The sequence below is a fragment of the Ruegeria sp. N7 genome, assembly GCF_056531345.1.
This window is the reverse complement of record NZ_JBQFLR010000006.1, coordinates 97,418-113,102: the sequence shown is the minus strand read 5'-3', so window position 1 is coordinate 113,102 and position 15,685 is coordinate 97,418. Positions and strand designations below refer to the sequence as shown.

Genomic DNA, 15,685 nt, shown 5'->3' with positions numbered 1-15,685 from the left:
ATCTCAGTAAGCTGAACTGCATCGAGTGTTCTGGTGTGTGAGCAATGGCCTGTATCCCTGATCCGGATATGGGCCATTTCTTTCTTGGATCAGACCCCATACCGGGCAAGAAACATGTCCACGGCTTGTGTCGCTACTTCAGCGATTTCTTCATTGCTGAATGAATTCTGTATTCCAAATGCAGCCCGGGTCCAGATCCGTACTTTGCAAAGCTCGGAAAACTGCTCAGCCGCTATTTGGACATTTTCAACTGCTAACTCACCTTTAGCCACGGCTTTTTCAAGGTATTCTGCCATTTGACGCTGGCCGTTTTGCGGCCCCGCTTCGTAAAATGCGCGGCCAAGTTCCGGAAACCGGTCTCGTTCGGCAACACAAATGCGGAAAACCTGCTGCGCGAAATCTGAAACCAGAAACGCCGTCAACTGTGTGGCCGCGATCATCAAAACTTCTCGTGCGGGTTTGGTCTCGTCGATCATCGCGACGACCCGTTCGGCCATAAGACAGCATTCCGTTTGTGCAACTTCCATGAACAAAAGGCGCTTGTCCGGAAAATAGCTGTACAAGGTTGCTTTTGACACTCCAGCCGCGCGGGCAATGTCATCCACGCTTGCGCCCTCGAATCCGTCCGCCATGAAAACCTCTCGGGCCCCGCGCAAAACCTGATCAAACTTTCGGCCTGTGCGCAGGATGGTGGCGGTCTGGGTCATGTCATCTCCTCGATCAATACCTGTCACAGTTTATAAACCGTTCGGTTCAGGTACAAGGATTCTCGTATTCCCTTTAACTCTGACCTCGCCCAATTTGGGGTGTTGAGCTCTTGCGACGGTTCTAAACCGTGCTAGGACTTGGCCCATGGCCGATATCTTTTTGCGTACACTTCCCTTTTTTGCAATCATCGGCCTTGGCTTTTGGGCTGGGCGCACACGGTTCTTTACGGCCGAAGCAACCGCATACCTGACCAAGTTCGTCTTCTTCTTCGCGCTGTCGGCAATGCTTTTTCGATTTGCGGCGACCCTACCCTTTGCAGAGATTTTCAACGCAAGACTGATCTTCGGTTATCTCATTGGAACCGCTGCTGTTTATGGCATAGCAACTTGCGTTGCGTGGATACGCGGCCTGGACGTGCCTACTTCGGCGGTTGAGGCACAATGCGCTGCTATTGGGAACGTTGGCTTTCTTGGCCTGCCGATGCTCGCGCTGCTGTTCACCGAAGCCGCTATTGGTCCGGTCATGCTGGTCCTGACCGTAGATCTGGTGGTATTCTCGTCTCTGATCGTGATCCTGATCAACGGTGGTCGCGACGGAAGGCTGACCCCAGCCACATTCAAACTGATTGGAATGGGTCTGCTCAAGAACCCGATGATTGTCTCGATCTCTGCCGGGCTCGTCTGGTCATCCCTGCAAATCCCGGTTCCCGATCCGCTGAACAACTTTCTGACCATCCTCGGTGGTGCCGCAACCCCCGGAGCGCTTTTTGCAATCGGTGCGTCCCTTGCTGGCAAATCCGCGGAAAGATTTCAGATCGCAGCCTGGTTGAGTTTCTGCAAACTAGTGCTCCACCCGCTTTTCGTAGCAATCGCCCTGATCTGGCTGATCCCGATCGAAACATTCCCGGCAAGCGTTGCAATTGCAGCAGCAGCTCTGCCCGTAGCAGGAAATGTCTATATGCTGGCCGCGCATTACGGCATTGCCCCACAGCGCGCCTCGGCTGCTATTTTACTGTCGACGCTCGTCAGCATTGTCACCATACCACTTGTTATTGCGGCTCTAGGTGCCCCCTGACCTTCACCCTTTCAAAAATACTCACTCCAAAGGCACTCGGACTTTACGCCGGGTCCGTGGATCGTTAGCCATGTTGCGACTCTAGAATAAGGACGATGCCTAATGGAAACCCTTTCGGAAAATGCCTGTTTCGGCGGAGTGCAAGGCGTGTATCGCCATGCTTCGTCGACATGCCAATGCGACATGACGTTTGGCCTTTTTCTTCCGGCCGAGGCGAAAGATGGCCCGGTTCCGATCTTGTGGTATCTGTCTGGTCTGACCTGCACCCATGAAAACGCGATGACAAAAGCCGGCGCACAAGCTTGGGCTGCGGAACAAGGCATTGCAGTGGTATTTCCCGACACTTCGCCACGCGGTAAAAGTGTTGCGGATCATGACGACTACGATTTGGGTCAGGGCGCTGGGTTCTACGTGAACGCCACGCAGGAGCCCTGGGCACCGCATTTCCGGATGTGGGACTACATTGCCGACGAATTGCCTACCCTGCTGTTCGAAAGCTTTGCCATCGATAGCGAACGTCAGGCCATTACGGGTCATTCCATGGGCGGGCATGGTGCATTGACGATGGCCATGAACCTTCCAGGACGGTACCGCTCGGTTTCGGCCTTCGCACCCATCGCGAACCCGACGGGCGCTGACTGGGGGCGCAAACAGCTGGGCGCGTATCTGGGGGATGATGAATCCCTTTGGGCCAAACACGATGCTTCCCTGTTGATGAAAGAAACCGGTTTCGACGGCCCCATCCTGATCGATACGGGCACCAATGATCAGTTCATGGACCTGCTGCGCCCAGAAGCGCTTGCCCAAGCCATCGCTGAGCGTCGCCAGCAAGCAACCTTCCGCCTCCAGCCGGGGTATGACCATTCGTATTTCTTCGTATCTACCTTCATGGAAGATCACATCGTTTTCCACGCCGAAGCGCTGTACGGAGACTGAGATATGAGCAAATACGACTATGATCTGGTCATCATCGGGTCCGGGCCTTCGGGGCGTTCTGCGGCCATTCAGGCTGGCAAGCTCAAGCGACGGGTTCTGGTGATTGACCGAAAAGACCGTTTTGGTGGGGTGTCCGTTCACACCGGAACTATCCCATCCAAGACATTGCGCGAAACGGTTCTGAACCTGTCGGGCTGGCGCGAGCGCAGCTTTTATGGCCGTTCCTATCGGGTCAAGGACCAGATCCGCGCCGATGATCTGAAAGCGCGCCTGCATATGACGCTCGATCACGAAGTCGACGTGCTGGAACATCAGTTCAACCGGAACCACGTCGATACTCTGGACGGTTTAGCCAAGTTTGTCGGACCACACGAAGTGGAAGTCGCCACTGATGCCGGAGAGACCACACGTGTAACGGCCGCCAAGTTTCTGATTGCAACGGGGACCAAGACCTATCGCCCCGACTATGTTCCATTCAACGGCAAGACCGTGGTCGATGGCGACGAGTTTCTGGAAATGGCAGAAATCCCGCGTTCACTGGTTGTTATCGGTGCCGGGGTCATTGGGGTCGAATACGCCACGATGTTCTCGGCGCTGGACGTTCGGGTGACGCTGATCGAGCCGCGGGATACGTTTCTGGACTTCATCGATAGCCGATTGATTCATGATTTCACCCATCAGATCCGCGAAAACGGTGTTGATCTGCGTTTAGGGTCAGCTGTCGAAAAGATTGAAGATGCGGGCGAGCATGTGGAAGTGACCCTTGAAAACGGGCGTCACGTGCGGGCCGAAATGCTGCTGTTTGCAGCCGGGCGCATGGGCGCAACATCGAAACTCAATCTGGACTCAGTCGGACTGGAAACCGATCACCGTAACCGGATCAAGGTAGACCGCAAGACATATCAGACCGCGGTTCCGCATATCTACGCGACCGGGGATGTGATCGGTCACCCTTCGCTGGCCTCGACTTCATTGCAGCAAGGGCGTGTGGCTGCCTGCCATGCGCTCGAGACACCTACACTGCCAGAAAGCCCATGGTACCCCTATGGCATCTACTCGGTTCCCGAAATTTCCACCTGCGGCATGTCCGAGGAAGAACTTCAGGAACGTGGCATTCCGTATGAGGTCGGCGTGGCCCGATTCCGCGAAACCTCGCGCGGGCATATCATGGGTCTGGAACACGGCATGCTGAAGATGCTGTTTTCACTGAAGACCCGCCGTGTCTTGGGCGTGCAGATTGTGGGCGAAGGTGCGACTGAGCTGATCCACATCGCTCAGGCGGTGCTGAATCTAAAGGGCACTGTCGATTACTTCGTTCAGAACACGTTCAACTATCCAACTCTGGCCGAGGCTTACAAGATCGCCGGGTTGGATGCTTTCAACCGGATGCCGATCCCGGACGAATTCAAGGTGCGGAAGAAACCTGCTCAACCAGAGAAAAAAGAGGCCAAAAAGGCGTGACAACGCTGTATGTCGATGGCGATGCCTGCCCTGTAAAGGCCGAGGCCGAACGGGTTGCAACACGACACAAGGTGCCTATGGCACTGGTGTCGAATGGCGGTCTTCGACCGTCAGCAAACCCGCTTGTACAGGTCATCGTGGTTTCGGAAGGTGCTGATGAAGCGGACAAATGGATTGCAGAACGCTGTGGCGCAGGGGATATAGTTGTGACCTCTGATATCCCTCTGGCCGCGAAATGCGTCGAAACAGGTGCCCGAGTTTTGCGCCCCAACGGCGAGTCCTTTACAGCAGCCAACATTGGCCAGCAATTGGCAATGCGTGATTTGATGGCTGACCTGCGGGCCGCCAATCCATTGGGGGCCGGAGGCGGCGGCCGACCGTTCAGCAAAGCAGATCGCTCACGGTTCTTGGACGCATTGGAGCGGGAAATTCGCGCTGCGACCCGCGGGTAAGTGCAGTCACCAGCAAGCTAAAATGCCAGCCGGTAACCAGAAACGCCCGTTTACAAGCCCGCCGAAAGAACGCAGGCTGCGAAAGACTTCTGATCAGGCTATTCGCAAACGGAGACCGAATTATGAAAGTACTGGGTGCTCATTACCGGTCGATTTGGTGGGACAAATCGGCAGGTGAGGTTCGGATTATCGACCAGCGTTGGCTGCCCCATGACTTTCGGGTGGTTACCCTGAAAACGCTGGATGAATTTGCGACAGCGATCCGCGACATGTGGGTTAGGGGTGCGCCACTGATCGGTGCAACAGCCGCGTTTGGAATTGCCGAACAGATGTCCCGTGACAGCTCTGACGCTTCGTTCGATGCCGCATATGACGTTTTGCACGCGACCCGGCCAACGGCAATCAACCTGCGATGGGCTTTGGACAGATGCCGCGACGCGCTGATGCCACTTGCCCCAAGTGACCGTGCCGAACGGGCCTGGGCAATGGCACAGGAGGTTGCTGACGAAGATGTTGAGATCAATGCCTCGATAGGTCGCCATGGGCTGCAACTGATCAAAGAAATTGCAGCCCGAAAGCCCGCAGGTGAACCGGTGCGGCTATTGACGCATTGCAATGCCGGTTGGCTAGCAACGGTGGATTGGGGAACGGCGACAAGCCCGATGTATCACGCGCATGACGCGGGCATTCCGCTTCATGTCTGGGTGGATGAGACCCGGCCACGAAATCAGGGGGCGCTGACATCCTGGGAACTTGGCGAACACGGCATTCCCCATCGTTACATCGTGGACAATGCAGGCGGTCACCTGATGCAACATGGTTTGGTTGACGCCGTCATCACCGGTACAGACCGGACCACGGCACAAGGCGACGTCTGCAATAAAATCGGCACCTACCTGAAGGCCTTGGCGGCGCGGGACAACGGGGTTCCGTTTTATGTTGCCCTACCCTCGCCTACGATCGACTGGACGGTTCGGGATGGAGTGACGGAAATACCGATCGAGGAACGTGATACAAAAGAAGTGACCCATGTCATGGGCGTGAACGGCCAAGGGGATATTGCCGATGTTCGCGTCACCCCGAACGATACAGAGGGTGGCAATCCTGCCTTTGATGTCACACCCAACCGGCTGGTGACCGGGCTTATCACCGAGCGTGGCGTCTGTGCCGCCTCGGCCGAAGGCCTTGCCGGATTGTTTCCGGACCGAGCTGGCTAGATTAACACCCCACGCGGCATTACCGCTGGCACGTACACGTAGGTCGAGCGCGAAACGTCACTTCAGGCAGGGACTGCCAGACGGTTTTCTCGGATCGGTAGATGAACGATGGCGCTGAAGGCCCCAATTGCCACACCGATCCACCAGACCAGGGCATAGTCACCATACTGGTCATACATGCGCCCACCCAGCCAGACGCCCAGGAAGCTGCCAACCTGATGGCTGAAGAAGATTATGCCATAGAGTGTTCCCATGTAACGCAAACCATAGAGGTGCGCGACAAGACCCGACGTGAGCGGAACGGTGGCCAACCAAAGCGACCCCATCACCAGCGAGAATGTAATGACGGACAGCGGCGTTATCGGGAAAATGATGAACAACGCCGCAGCAAGCGTTCGACCGGCATAGACCGAGGCCAGCAGGTATTTCTTAGGGAAATGATTACCTGCCCAACCCGCCAAAAGAGTCCCGGCGATATTGGCCAAACCAATCAGTGAAATCGATACCGCGCCAAGCGCGGACGTGGATGTGATGCCGATGGAATACAGCACGCTGCCGGGTTCGATCGGGCCGCACATTTCGGTTACGAATGCCGGAAAATGAGCGGTGATAAATCCAAGCTGGTAACCGCAGCTAAAAAACCCAATAAATATCAAAGCGTAAGAAGGATCTCGGAACGCCTTGCCCAGAATCTTACCCATGCTTTCTTGAAACTCTGCCTTTGAAGCTGGCTGAGGCGCCCGCATGAAAGGCAGGGTCAATACTAGTGCAAGAATCGCAGCGGCAAACACGACGAAGACCTGTTGCCAGGGCAAGAATGACAACAGCCACTCAGCTGTCGGAGCGCCCAGAACCTGTCCGAAACTGCCCGCAGCTGTAACGACGGCCAGCGACATGGACCGATTTTCATCAGAGGACGCGCGACCGACCACAGCCAAAACCACGCCGAACCCGGTTCCGGCAATGCCAAACCCCACCAGCCACGCATAGACTTGGTGTTCAAGAGGTGTGACGGACCAGGCCGAAAGCACCATACCGGCAGCGTAGGTCAAAGCGCCAAGGATAATGGCCTTTCGGTCTCCTACTTTTTCCGCGATAGCTGCAAAGATCGGCTGGCCGATACCCCAAGCCAGATTCTGGATTGCAATCGCCAGTGAGAAATCCGTGCGCAGCCAGCCAAATTCGCTGGCGATCGGAATCTGAAACACGCCGAAAGACGCGCGCACGGCAAAGCTGACCGTGATGATGATGCATCCAACGATCAGGATCGGGTTCAACATGCGGGTGGGTTGCGGCATTGCGACCTCGGGTAGTTTGGTCCGACGGACCGTACTGCATTTACAAGTCCCGTCAATTCAACAGATTTGCGGCCACGGATAAGCAAATTTGATACGTCAGGGAAATGTCTTCTTTTCAACGGGCTGGGTCATGGGTAAGGCTCTTGGTCATGACGGATCTGATTTCGCACTACGAAGCCCGCGTCGAGGATGGAACTCTGACGCGTGACGACGCTCAAGAAGCCGTGTTACACCAGTTTGAGCGCATCCTTGCGGCACTGGCCGAGCCGGTAAAACGAGGGTTTTTCCGCAAGGCTCCGCCTCCGCCTAAAGGCCTGTACCTGTGGGGTGGCGTCGGACGTGGTAAATCGATGCTGATGGACATGTTCGTCGACACGCTGGGTGAAGTCCCCGCACGGCGCGTTCACTTTCATGCATTCATGCAGGAAATCCATGCCGGAATGCACAAGGCCCGAAAAGAGAATGTAGAAGATGCTCTGGCACCTGTGGCGAAAGAAGTGGTGAAATCCGTCCGCCTGCTGGCTTTCGACGAGATGCAGATCACTGACATTACGGATGCGATGATCGTCGGCCGCTTGTTTGACCTGCTGCACGAAGGTGGTGTTGTCGTTGTGACCACGTCGAACAGGCATCCGGACGAGCTGTATAAGGATGGGTTGAACCGGCAATTGTTCCTGCCTTTTATTGCCCATATCAAAGACCAGTTGCAGGTATGGGAACTGGTATCGCCCACGGATTACCGTCAGAACAGACTAGAGGGTGCCCCGGTCTATTTTACGCCCATCGGGCCTGAGGCGCGGCAGAAAATTCGGGATGTCTGGAACGATCTTGCAGGCGGACCTGCCGATCCGTTGATATTGCAGGTCAAAGGCCGCGCTGTCGAACTGCCAGCATTTCGCAACGGGGTTGCACGGGCTTCGTTTTATGACCTGTGTGGCCGGATGCTGGGACCGGCGGACTATCTGGCTATCGCAGAAGCAATTAAAGTGTTGGTGCTTGAGGATATCCCCCGTTTGTCGAGAAATAACTTCAATGAAGCCAAGCGCTTTGTCATCCTGATAGATGCGCTCTACGAGGCAAAAGTTCGGTTGATCTGCTCGGCTGCGGCGGAACCCGAGATGTTGTATGTCGAAGGAGAAGGCACCTTTGAGTTTGAGCGTACTGCATCGCGCCTGCGGGAAATGCAGGACCAGAACTGGGGGAAGTAGGGGCTCTGCCCCCGTCGCGCTGCGCGCGCCTCCCCCGGAGTATTTGCGAAAAGATGAAGCTTAACCGTTTTCGCGCAGGATGTTTCCGGCAAGATAAAGGGAGCCGCAGATCAGGACACGCGCCTGTGGGTCTTTGTCCGTGATTGTCTTCAACGCTTCCGAAACACTTGCAGCGACTGAAGAAGGCAGGCCAACTTTGGTGGCAGCGGCGGCGGTTTCTTCGGCGCTGAGCGTGGCCGCCTCGCCCGGTATGGAGACGGCGGTCAGGCTTGCAACCTGTCTTGACAGTGGCGCGAGGTACCCAGTCACGTCTTTCGTGTTGAGCATACCGCAGATTATGTGCGTAGGGCGTTGCGGCATCTTTGCCAGCACATCGGCAAGCGCGATGCCTGCGGCCGCGTTATGCCCTCCATCCAGCCACAGTTCGACCTGGGGGGCTTGCTCGGTCAGCGGGCCGGTTTTGAGACGTTGCATACGCGCGGGCCAATTGGCATTGGACACGGCAGCCTCGTAGGCAGTGTCACCCATTGAAAGATGACGCAGAACCGCCAAGGCAGCACCGGCATTCTGGAACTGATGTGCACCCAGCAGGTTGGGGAGCGGCAGATCACGCAACCCGGTTTCGTCCTGATAGATCAAGCGCCCGTTTTCTTCATGAACGTGCCAATGCTGGCCATGTACAAGTAGCGGTGCGCCCAACCGGGCGGCTGTGTACTCGATCACCTCCAGTGCCTCGTCTTCCTGCGGGCCGACGATGCATGGCACACCGGGTTTGATAATGCCCGCCTTTTCGGCGGCAATCTTTCCCAAGGTGTCGCCCAGATACTGTTCATGATCGATTGAAACAGGCGTAATGACTGTCACCGCCGGTTCATCAATCACATTTGTTGCATCCAGCCGTCCGCCCAAACCGACCTCGAGCAGAGTGTAATCCGCTTTGCAGCGAGAGAAGGCCAGCAAGGCAGCGCAGGTTGTGATCTCGAAATACGTGATGTTTTCGCCGCCGTTCGCCGCGTAGCACTCATCCAGAACCGCGGTCAGGCCGGGTTCCGAAATCAGTTCGCCCGCCAACCGGATACGTTCGTGAAATCGCGCTAGATGGGGCGAAGTGTAGGCATGAACGGAACGCCCTGCCCCTTCCAAGCCCGCCCGGATCATTGCCTGGGTCGAGCCTTTGCCATTGGTCCCGGCAATATGGATAACCGGTGGCAGCTTGAGCTGCGGATTGTCCAAGGCGGCCAGCAATCGCCAGACGCGATCCAAGGTCAAATCAATGATCTTGGGGTGTAGCGCCATCATCCGGTCGAGGATGGCGTCAGATGTCTTGGTGTTCATTTTTTCCCGGTCTCTTCGGCCTGCGCGACCTTGGCCGTTTCATCCGGTGCCGGTGCTGGCAGGTCACCTTTGATCGCCGGCGGTTGGTTCATCAGCATCCGGGTGATGGTGATCAGTTCGTCACGCATCTCGGTACGTTTGGTGACACGGTCCAGCATCCCGTGATCCAGCAGGTACTCGGCCCGCTGGAAGCCGTCGGGCAGCTTTTCGCGAATCGTCTGCTCGATAACTCGGGGACCGGCAAAGCAGATCAGCGCGTTCGGTTCAGAGATGTGGACATCGCCCAACATCGCATATGACGCCGTCACACCACCGGTGGTGGGATGGGTCAGCACAACGATATAGGGCAGATTTGCTTCTTTCAGCATTTCGACGGCCACGGTTGTGCGCGGCATTTGCATCAGGCTGAGAATGCCTTCCTGCATCCGCGCTCCACCCGCTGCCGAGAACAGGATCAGTGGGCGCTTTAGCTTAACCGCTTCTTGAGCGGCCGCGATGATCGCGTTGCCCACATACATGCCCATTGATCCGCCCATGAAGGAGAAATCCTGCGCTGCTGCAACGATTGGCGTGCGTCCGATTTCGCCTTTGGCAACCAGCATCGCCTCTTTTTCGCCGGTCTTTTTCTGCGCCGCTCGCATACGCTCGGGGTATTTCTTCTGGTCGCGGAAATGCAAGGGATCTTCTTTTGGCGCTGGCACTGCAACCTCAGTGAAAATACCGCCGTCGAACAGGTGATTGAACCGCTCGCGTGGGGTAATCGCCATGTGATGGTCACATTGGGTACAGACGTTCTGATTTTCCGCTAGTTCACGATGAAACAGCATCGTTCCGCACTCGTCACATTTCTGCCAGAGGTTTTCGGGCACTTCGCGGCGAGAGAAGATCGAGTTGATCCGGGGGCGGACGTAGTTTGTGATCCAGTTCATGTCGGAACCTTGGCTTGTGCGGTGTTGACGTCAAATAAGACGCCACGGGAAGAAATGCAATCAACGCCTGATCGCAAGCCGCGCCGCCAGCCAGCATACGAACATCACCGCCAAATCCACCAACAGCCAAGGACGAAGCTGTTCGGCGTCAGATGCATCGAACGGAAGCGAGAAAAGCGCCAGCCCGCTCAGATTATCCGGCAAGGAAACGAACAATAATGCGATGATGTTATTGAAGAAATGCAATGCGATAGCTGGCCCCAATGTACCTGATCGCGCTGTGAGATCGGATGCAAGCATCCCAAATATTAATGCCCACAGCACAAACAGAATTGCATTTTCTCCTGCCAGTTCCGGTGTGTAATGGCCAGCGGCAAACAAAACAGACGGTATCCCCATCCAAATGACGGGCGATTGAAACCTGGCGGCAAGGGCTTGCTGAATGTACCCTCGAAACAGAACTTCTTCGGCGCTGGTCTGAATCAGGACAACCAATACCGAAACCGGAAGCAACAAGAGCCATGTTGAAAATGGCAGATTCTTTGACAGAGCTCCCCCCAAACCGTAGGGCGGTAGCAAGACACCGACAGCGCCCAAGATAAGCAGGGCTTTCAGCACTTTCAGAAATTGGGCCGCAACCAGACCCCGCTGGCCGAAAATTGATCCCAAGGATCGGTGCTGCAGCTGACGCGCGGCCACTGCCACGCCAAGAATGATGAACCCGAAACTGGCCAGCAACAAAAGCAGCGCCAAAGGTGTGCTGCCTTGCAAAAGTTCCTGAGCCCACTTCGCTGAGCCCAACCCCGCAACCACGGTGAAAAACACCAGGTTCAAAACACTGACCAAAACGGCGATCAATGCCAGCCCCAGCAATAGACGCCAGAGTTCGGGTTTGGCGCGGGCTGTTTCGACCAAACGCGCATGAGCTGAATACGCACTAGGCATTCTTACCAATACCTTCCTGCGCCGTTTCATCTGTCACGGGCGGAAACATGTCTTCGGCGTTCTGGGCCACGCTGATTCTGTTCGAAAGCGTCGTCAGATACCCTGCAACTGTCTGCAGCAACTGCAAAGCGACCGAAGCATCGCTTTCAACAACGGCACGCAGCTCTTCCGCGCCAATACGCAAAAAGCTGCTATCTTCCGTCGCGACCAGATCCAGCTGCCTTGGTTCCCCTGTAATGATGGACAGGTCTCCGATAAGCCGACCGGGTTCTATGATCGAGATTGTACGTTTCGTTCCATCCTCGTTGGACCAATCCAGTTTGGCCTGTCCTGAAATGCACAAATAGGCCGCATCCGGCGCCTGACCGCGGGAAAAGATGACTTGCCCGGCGCTGGCTTCGTACCATTGCGCCGAAAACGCCAGCAGCCTCTGGTTTCTGCCATCCAGGCCTGAAAACAACTGCGTTGCTGACAGGATCTCGAGTTTCCGGCTCAGATCGTCCGACGTGCTGTCCTCATGCGCTGGTCTGCTTCGCGAGACGCCGTCGATCCGTCCATCCTTGATTTCCACAAACAAGTCATAGGCTTCGGGATGTGCAAAATGATCCTCCATGAATATCATGATGGAATCGGGCAGCAGTTCCCGCAGTTTCAGGCGCGTGCGCAACCGGCTTTCCGAGTCGTGGCTGGCTAGTGCCTTGTCCAGGATCAGGATGTCGGGGCGTTTGATGCCTGCGCGCGAAAAAGCGGCACGCTCCTGAAACACGGTTGGAAGGTTGTTGCCGCCCAGCCCGGACGGAAGGTCATAAATAATGGCCGCTGCCCGACGGCGCAGACCGGCTTCGTTCATGGCCTCTGCAACGATGTCTTCGATATCTTCGGCATGGGCACCCGCCATCAACGATATCCGGCCATAGATCGCGTTCTCCATCACGGTCAAGCGCGGCACATAGATGTCAGGCGCTACAGACATGAACAAACCGTCCATGGCACCACGCAACCGTTCAGCCTGGGTCTTGCGGATAGCAAGAATTTTTTCCTTGTATTCCTCTGGGAAATCCGGGCCGATCTGTTCCGCGGTCAGAAGGAAAGGCACTGTCAGTAGCAAGGCGCGCTCCTGATCGCTCAGCGCGGCATTCCCTTTGGCTTTGCGCCGGTCCTGGATGTCGAGCAGCCGATGATACATGTCCTTTGACATGCCAAGCCGCAGAAACAAAGGATGGTCAGCCCCGTCTCGCCCAAATGTCTTGCCAAGAGTATCCATGACAGCATTCGATATGCTGATCGCGTCATCTGCCAGATCATGGGTGCTGAGCAATTGCACGAACCGCGCGTCTCCGGCCAGAATGTCTGGAGATATGTCTCGCGACGGTGCCGCGAACAACAGGTTGCCCCCAAGCGGGACGGCCGGGTTAAACTGGTTTGGATCGAACCTATAGACATAACGATCCAATCCTTTTTCTTTCAGCCGTTCTGCGATGGTTTCTCTCAGCCTGACTATTTCCTGTGCCAGTACAGGGTGTATTTCTGGATCAAACTGGGAGCGCAGAGTGCGCCGGAACATGAACTCGTCAATCCCCATGGCTTCCACCAGCTGGAACCACCAGTCACGTATTCCATCAATATCGTCCAGACCGGCAAGCCCCGGATCGATCCACTCATCTTCCAGCGAATCCGGTGGGTTACCCGCCCGAACAGACTCGATCTGACGACGGGACGGGGTTCTTATGGCATCTGCCTCGTGCTGCGGATGGGTGCGCAACGGCATCATGAGGTTATCGCCCAAAGTCCCATCAAACAGATAGGGGCGTGAATAGGCATACCCGATCCGGGCCGCGATAACTGATTGGTGCAATTCGTCCAGCTTGTGGCCAGCTATGACCACATCCCCCTGAACAGGCAGAACCTCGCGGGTCAGCAACTGGCCCAACGCACTACGTTCCGACGCATGGGTGGATTGAATTGCCACACGCGCGCCCCGCGGGATGGTCAGATCAATGTCTTCCAGAATGGTTTTGCCATCGCCATCGCGAACGGTCACATTGCGCAATTCGATATCACCGGTCAGATGTGGGATGGTTTCCGGCTCGCCGATGAACAGCTCTTCGGGGATCATGTTGTCCGGGGCAAATCTTTCGGTGACCACCTCCCACCGCAGGGACATGTCCTGTACCTGGTTGTAGTAGGTCAGAAGGTCTTTCCAGGGCCCGCTTAGGTCTTTGTACGCGCCCAACGCGGCAACCAGTGCACCTACTGTCACCTCGCCCGTGATCGCCAGGTATCCGCCCACCGAATAAAACAGGAATGGCGTCATCTGAGTGATCAAATTGTTCAGGAACTTCATAAAGAATTTCTTGTTGTAGATCTTGAACCGGATCTCGAACAAGGTCCCCAGCCTGTGACTGAACTGCGCCAGACGATACCGCCAACCGCCATTCGTGCGCAGGTCACTGATGCCCGCCGCACTTTCCCCGATTTCCGAGCTCAGACGCCGAACCTCCTGAATACGATCCTTGTTCAGCAAGTTGATCTGACGTTGTAGCTTGGGAATTAACCAGGCCTGAAGCGGGATCAGCGCGATGCTTGCCAGACCGAACCAGATGCTTTGCATGAACAGAAAGGTGACGATTGTCATCATCTGACCAAACTGAAACACCGGTTGCGCGATCGCATCCCCCATAAGGCCGCCCATCGGCTCGGCCTCGGATGTGATCATCGAGACCAGCTCTCCTTGGCTGGTGGTAGCAAAATAGGATCTCGGGAACCGCATCGTGCGTTGAATCAGGGTATAGCGAAGACGGCGCAGCATGCGTTCGGACAAGATGCCTTTCATCGTATTGATGCGCATCTTCATCAACCCGCTGGCAATTACAGTAGCCAGAAATGCAAAGCATAATATCATCAGGTACTGAACCTGAGACACTGTGATGCCCCAGATTGTCACCGTATCGCCTGGCGCACCGATGGCATCGTTGATTATTTGTTTAGGCAGCTCCAGCGACGCATACAGAAACGGGAAAGACAGGACCGTTAACAGCAGCAGGACAAGTTGCTGTTTTTTTGAATGCTTCCAAATAAAAGAAAATAATGTGGGCTCCATAGCCTGGCCTTATCGATAGCTGAACTGATGTTTGGCTGTTCAGGGGTAACCCATTTTTAGGAAACAGACGGTAAGCATTGACCCGACGTATTGCAAGAATTGACGGGGTCAGGCTCCTAATCCGGCACCTATCTTTTTTACGCTTAGCCACCAACCGGAAAACGTAGCGCTCAAGTAGTGTTTTTGTGATTGCGGGTTTATTCCTACTCATTTCTTTGACTAAAGAAGGACATTATCGGACGAAGAGACCATGCGCAGGATTCTGGATCGCTATATTCATCGCCGGACGCTCGGCCGCTGGCGCCGGGCCGTGCAGCAGGCGCCAGATTCAGCGCAGGCCGAGTTGCGGATGAAACGCGATCAGGCGCGCAGTCTGCGTGGACAACTGGATCGCCTGATCCAACTGGCGGATGCGCGCTTGCTCCGCCCGAAAATAGGATCAACTCAGTTTCACCGGCCTGTCGGCACCGACTGGAGCTGGCGACCCGACCTGTGGCGCGCGCCGTTGTTGCAATCCGGCATGGCCTCTGTTCCCCGTAAAACGGTAATGGACGATCAGGTCAGCTTATTTCACGACTGCCCGTTGACCGAAATCGCTGTGCGGCAAATCCGCAACCGGGGGGCAAGTGATCTGGCCCCGTTCAGTCTGGAGGTCGAGGTCTTTGGCTTCGAGGGGTCGTTCCTGTCGGTATCAATCGATTTGCCGCGTGAGGTCGCCCGCGACTTGACACGCGAGCATCTGATCCGGTTGGAAACTCTGATTGACTGCGAGAAACCGTCTGGCGCGTTTGCACGTCTCAATGTTCAGCACGGGCCCAACATGGAGCAGGTTTTGCGGCAGCTAGACCCTTCTGAAACCGTGAACGCAGTTGATTTCGACCTGGCTCACCTGCCCCTGAATGAACGTCGGATCGAAAAGATCTGGCTGGATCTTATTTTTGAGAAACCGCAGATGAACCGTATGAGTGTGCGAGACCTTACGTTTTGCCGCTTCCATCGCGCGGACTTGTGAGACGATCAAA

At 55.8% G+C, this 15,685-nt stretch carries 13 protein-coding genes; 7 read left to right on the top strand and 6 right to left on the bottom strand.

Features of this window, described 5'->3' with window-relative positions; translation table 11 throughout:
- Window positions 1-89 precede the first annotated feature (89 nt).
- Window positions 90-707, bottom strand: a complete 618-nt coding sequence (locus tag ACR0ES_RS09910) for a TetR/AcrR family transcriptional regulator (RefSeq protein WP_480773673.1) — start codon at window positions 705-707, stop codon at window positions 90-92.
- Window positions 708-852: 145 nt separating this feature from the next.
- Between ACR0ES_RS09910 and ACR0ES_RS09905 the strand changes: the two genes are divergently transcribed.
- From ACR0ES_RS09905 to mtnA, 5 genes are all read left to right on the top strand, one after another.
- Entirely contained in the window at window positions 853-1,782 is a 930-nt protein-coding gene (locus tag ACR0ES_RS09905) for an AEC family transporter (RefSeq protein WP_480870498.1), read from the top strand.
- A 102-nt stretch (window positions 1,783-1,884) separates the two neighbouring features.
- The gene (gene fghA / locus ACR0ES_RS09900) at window positions 1,885-2,718 is read left to right on the top strand and encodes an S-formylglutathione hydrolase (RefSeq protein ID WP_480773671.1); all 834 of its coding nucleotides are present in this window, start codon (window positions 1,885-1,887) and stop codon (window positions 2,716-2,718) included.
- A gap of 3 nt (window positions 2,719-2,721) precedes the next feature.
- A complete protein-coding gene (gene sthA / locus ACR0ES_RS09895) occupies window positions 2,722-4,179 on the top strand; it encodes a Si-specific NAD(P)(+) transhydrogenase (protein WP_480870495.1) in 1,458 nt (485 codons plus the stop codon).
- A complete protein-coding gene (locus tag ACR0ES_RS09890) occupies window positions 4,176-4,631 on the top strand; it encodes a YaiI/YqxD family protein (protein ID WP_480870493.1) in 456 nt (151 codons plus the stop codon). The genes sthA and ACR0ES_RS09890 overlap by 4 nt, the downstream gene beginning before the upstream one ends.
- A 122-nt stretch (window positions 4,632-4,753) precedes the next feature.
- Window positions 4,754-5,848 carry an S-methyl-5-thioribose-1-phosphate isomerase gene (gene mtnA, locus ACR0ES_RS09885; protein ID WP_480833176.1) on the top strand — a complete coding sequence of 365 codons (1,095 nt, stop codon included), beginning with the start codon at window positions 4,754-4,756 and terminating at the stop codon, window positions 5,846-5,848.
- A 62-nt stretch (window positions 5,849-5,910) separates the two neighbouring features.
- On the opposite strand, the gene ACR0ES_RS09880 is transcribed toward mtnA, so the two are convergent.
- Complete coding sequence (locus ACR0ES_RS09880; RefSeq protein WP_480870490.1) at window positions 5,911-7,146, bottom strand: MFS transporter; 1,236 nt, start codon at window positions 7,144-7,146, stop codon at window positions 5,911-5,913.
- 149 nt (window positions 7,147-7,295) lie between these two features.
- Here ACR0ES_RS09880 and zapE point away from each other — a divergent pair, with 149 nt between their 5' ends.
- A complete protein-coding gene (gene zapE / locus ACR0ES_RS09875) occupies window positions 7,296-8,354 on the top strand; it encodes a cell division protein ZapE (RefSeq protein WP_480870487.1) in 1,059 nt (352 codons plus the stop codon).
- 60 nt (window positions 8,355-8,414) lie between these two features.
- On the opposite strand, the gene ACR0ES_RS09870 is transcribed toward zapE, so the two are convergent.
- From ACR0ES_RS09870 to ACR0ES_RS09855, 4 genes are read right to left on the bottom strand one after another with little or no spacing between them, the layout of a single operon-like run.
- Window positions 8,415-9,689: a bifunctional folylpolyglutamate synthase/dihydrofolate synthase gene (locus ACR0ES_RS09870; protein WP_480487463.1), complete on the bottom strand. Its 1,275-nt coding sequence runs from the start codon at window positions 9,687-9,689 to the stop codon at window positions 8,415-8,417.
- Window positions 9,686-10,618: an acetyl-CoA carboxylase, carboxyltransferase subunit beta gene (gene accD / locus ACR0ES_RS09865; protein ID WP_480559863.1), complete on the bottom strand. Its 933-nt coding sequence runs from the start codon at window positions 10,616-10,618 to the stop codon at window positions 9,686-9,688. The genes ACR0ES_RS09870 and accD overlap by 4 nt, the downstream gene beginning before the upstream one ends.
- A gap of 60 nt (window positions 10,619-10,678) precedes the next feature.
- A complete protein-coding gene (locus ACR0ES_RS09860) occupies window positions 10,679-11,563 on the bottom strand; it encodes a CPBP family intramembrane glutamic endopeptidase (protein WP_480773666.1) in 885 nt (294 codons plus the stop codon).
- Window positions 11,556-14,663: an ABC transporter transmembrane domain-containing protein gene (locus ACR0ES_RS09855; protein WP_480773665.1), complete on the bottom strand. Its 3,108-nt coding sequence runs from the start codon at window positions 14,661-14,663 to the stop codon at window positions 11,556-11,558. Before ACR0ES_RS09855 ends, ACR0ES_RS09860 begins: the two co-directional genes overlap by 8 nt.
- Window positions 14,664-14,913: 250 nt before the next feature.
- Here ACR0ES_RS09855 and ACR0ES_RS09850 point away from each other — a divergent pair, with 250 nt between their 5' ends.
- On the top strand, window positions 14,914-15,675 hold the full coding sequence (locus ACR0ES_RS09850) for a DUF6478 family protein (RefSeq protein ID WP_480773664.1): 762 nt from the start codon (window positions 14,914-14,916) through the stop codon (window positions 15,673-15,675).
- Window positions 15,676-15,685: the final 10 nt, after the last annotated feature.

Coding starts and splice junctions, on each gene's coding strand:
- ACR0ES_RS09910 (WP_480773673.1), bottom strand. CDS start 707: ATGACCCAGACCGCCACCATCCTGCGCACAGGCCGAAAGTTTGATCAG.
- ACR0ES_RS09870 (WP_480487463.1), bottom strand. CDS start 9,689: ATGAACACCAAGACATCTGACGCCATCCTCGACCGGATGATGGCGCTA.
- ACR0ES_RS09850 (WP_480773664.1), top strand. CDS start 14,914: ATGCGCAGGATTCTGGATCGCTATATTCATCGCCGGACGCTCGGCCGC.
- ACR0ES_RS09860 (WP_480773666.1), bottom strand. CDS start 11,563: ATGCCTAGTGCGTATTCAGCTCATGCGCGTTTGGTCGAAACAGCCCGC.
- accD (WP_480559863.1), bottom strand. CDS start 10,618: ATGAACTGGATCACAAACTACGTCCGCCCCCGGATCAACTCGATCTTC.
- ACR0ES_RS09905 (WP_480870498.1), top strand. CDS start 853: ATGGCCGATATCTTTTTGCGTACACTTCCCTTTTTTGCAATCATCGGC.
- fghA (WP_480773671.1), top strand. CDS start 1,885: ATGGAAACCCTTTCGGAAAATGCCTGTTTCGGCGGAGTGCAAGGCGTG.
- mtnA (WP_480833176.1), top strand. CDS start 4,754: ATGAAAGTACTGGGTGCTCATTACCGGTCGATTTGGTGGGACAAATCG.
- ACR0ES_RS09855 (WP_480773665.1), bottom strand. CDS start 14,663: ATGGAGCCCACATTATTTTCTTTTATTTGGAAGCATTCAAAAAAACAG.
- sthA (WP_480870495.1), top strand. CDS start 2,722: ATGAGCAAATACGACTATGATCTGGTCATCATCGGGTCCGGGCCTTCG.
- ACR0ES_RS09880 (WP_480870490.1), bottom strand. CDS start 7,146: ATGCCGCAACCCACCCGCATGTTGAACCCGATCCTGATCGTTGGATGC.
- zapE (WP_480870487.1), top strand. CDS start 7,296: ATGACGGATCTGATTTCGCACTACGAAGCCCGCGTCGAGGATGGAACT.